This window comes from Streptomyces sp. NPDC043812 (genome assembly GCF_056436245.1).
On the sequence record NZ_JBWKCY010000086.1, the window covers coordinates 1 to 2,403 of the forward strand.

The window sequence follows — 2,403 nt, forward strand, 5'->3', positions numbered from 1 at the left end:
GCCCCCTCCGTCTGGCTTCCCCGCATCGCCGCACTGTTCCCCGTCATGTTCCTCATCGCGCTGTACGGCCCCGACTTCGCCGGGCAGGGATCCGCTTTGCGCATCCTCATCGGATGGGCAGGCATCGCCGGCACGACCCTCACCCTTCCTGCCGCCGTCGCGACCGTCACCGCGGCCGGCGGACGCATCCTCACCCGCCAGGGGCAAACACACGGCTTGCCCGGCACCCTCGTCGCAGGACGCCGCACCCACACCCACCCCGGTGCCACCGCGCGGCTGGTCACCGGTGTCACGGTGGCCCTCATCATCCTCATGCAGGCGGTCGCCTGGCAGGGCCTGTTCGGCTCACAGAGTGCCGGAGCACAGCACACCCTCGACCGCATCGGCCGCAGCGCCCTCACCGTCGGCGTCAGAGGAGACGTGACCGCCGCAGACATGACCGCTTTCCTGGACCGCCTGCCGGACACGGAAGCCGTCCTTCTCGACCCACCACCGGCCGAGGGCCTCGACAGCCCCATGACCCTGTACGCAGGCTGCCCCGCCCTCGCCGCCCTGAGTCTTCCCTGCCCCGCCGGTACAACCCGTATCACCGAAGCACCCGAGGACCCCCGGCTGCAGGAACTGATCCGATGGACCCCGCACGGCGAAATGATCCTGGACATCCACCGTACCGACACCCACGATGTCGCACAGCGCGCCGCGGCCCCGGAAGCGGACTTCCCCCTCGTCATCCTGCGCCGCGACGGGCAAGACCTCTCCACCGCCGCCGTAAAGAAGCTGTCCTACGAGGTGTTCCCCCGCGGCGCACAAGTGCGCGCTCCGGGCGAGGACCAGGTGATCGCCGGAATCCCCAACCGGGACCAGGGGCGTTGGAGCACCCTCCTCGGCGTGACCGGCATTACCGTGCTCGCCGTGACCGCCGGCCTCAGCGCCATGGCGGAATTCCTGCGCCATGGACGTGCGCTCGCTCCCCTGTCCGTTCTCACCGGCGGCCTGCGCGTCTTCCGCACGAGCGCGGCGTGGTCCGTCCTCACCCCGCTGGCCCTGGCAGGCCTTGTCGGAAGCGCCGTCGCTGCCGGTCTTGCGGCCCCGGTCAACGCGGACGGAGAGTCCTACATCACGCGCGAACTGCTCTGGTCGGCGGCGGGGATCGTTCTGATCGTCAGCGTCCTCATGTGGCTTTGGGCAACCACCGTCGCGGTCCGCCAAGCCCGCGCCTGGCGTCCGCGCGGTGACTGACCCTGGCAGCACAGGCGGCCCACAGGGGGCCGGTTCACGCGGGCTTCGATGGTTGGGCTCGGCGCCTTCGCGCGGCTCCGCCTTGTGCACTGCAACAACATGACGGTGGCGGCTGCGCCGCGGCAGCGAGAGAGTCGACTGCGACCCGGCGGAACCGGGACGGGCGCCTCCATGCGGGCCGTGGCCGTACGCCCCCCTCGTACGGCCACGGCCGTCACCGTCTCGAATACGGCTGTCCACGCCAACAGGCCTCGTAGGATCAACGGTTGGCGTGGGTGGCAGTCCGAGTGGGGGTCCGGGGGGACGGGGATGGTGCATCACACACATGATCTCGCTGAGCTGTGCGAGGCGGGTGCCTCGCTCTACGGGGAGGCGCTGCGCCGGGGTCGTGTGCGGCGCGGAGAGGTGGCACAGGCGCCGTGCCTGATCGACCTGGGCCTGGTGCACCCGGACCCGGACGACGGGGCATGGCTGGTGCCCACGCCGCCTTCGGTGGCGTTGTACACGGCGCTGCGCGACATCGAGGCGGAGATTCACGCGTCGCGGGAGAGGGAGGCGAGGGTCGCGCAGGTGTTTGAGGGCTTCGGGTCGTGGGAGGGCGACGCCCGGTTCCTACCGGTCGGCGGGATGACGGTGCTGGAGGGGCTGCCCCGTATCAACGCCGCTCTCGACAGGGCGCTCGACGCCTGCCGCACGGAGCTTCTGTGCGTACAGCCGGGCGCACGCAGCGAGTCGATCCTCGATGACGCGCTGCCCAAACACCTGCGGCTTCGCGACAAAGGGGTGCGCATGCGTAGCCTCTACGGGCGGGCCTCGGTACACAGCCCCGCACTGGGGGGTTTCCTCGACCAGGTCGGGGATGCGCTGGAGGTTCGGAGCCTGAGTGACCTCCCGCAGCGCCTGTTCATCATGGACCGTGCGGTGGCCTTCGTCCCGGCCAGTGAGGACGGCCTCTCGGCCGCCCTCGAATTACGCCACCCGGCCCTCGTCAAGTATCTGGTCTCCGTCTTCGAGCGGATGTGGCACCAGGCCACGCCCCTGGCCGCGCCGTCCGTGCCGCCAGTGGACAGCGTCTCGGAGCGCCAGTTCGCGATCGCGCGGCTGCTGGCGGAGGGGCATGCGGACGAGGTCGTGGCCCGTCGTCTGGGAATCAGCGTGCGGACG

At 70.6% G+C, this 2,403-nt stretch carries 1 protein-coding gene and 1 pseudogene; both read left to right on the forward strand.

Annotated features, from left to right (window positions below):
- A pseudogene (locus tag AC067Z_RS38755) lies at nucleotides 1-1,239 on the forward strand (ABC transporter permease); the annotation flags it as partial.
- Nucleotides 1,240-1,548: 309 nt separating this feature from the next.
- Nucleotides 1,549-2,403, forward strand: an 855-nt coding sequence (locus AC067Z_RS38760; protein ID WP_478794337.1) for a hypothetical protein, incomplete at its 3' end; no start/stop codon positions are given.